At 30.0% G+C, this 210-nt stretch carries 1 pseudogene; it reads left to right on the top strand.

Annotated features, from left to right (window positions below):
• A pseudogene (locus ACRHOC_RS15960) lies at positions 1-186 on the top strand (hypothetical protein); the annotation flags it as partial.
• Between the last annotated feature and the right edge of the window lie 24 nt (positions 187-210).

Genomic DNA, 210 nt, shown 5'->3' with positions numbered 1-210 from the left:
ACGATTTCATTCTTTGATGTTGTCGTTAAAGGTAGTGTTGCTGTTTTCCTATTCAGCTTTTTAGGTGTTAATGAACTTATCATATTATCCATAACTACAACAATGTGGTTACTCAATTTTGTTATATCAAGTGTATTTGGCAGTTATTTTGTGCTCAATTTTAAACTCACAAATTCAGAAATATGAGTCTCGAGGGTATTTTAATAATGA

The organism is Winogradskyella poriferorum (assembly GCF_050618035.1).
Lineage (GTDB): Bacteria > Bacteroidota > Bacteroidia > Flavobacteriales > Flavobacteriaceae > Winogradskyella > Winogradskyella poriferorum_A.
Note: the sequence above shows the minus strand (reverse complement) of the source record. Positions and strands in the feature narration are given on the sequence as shown.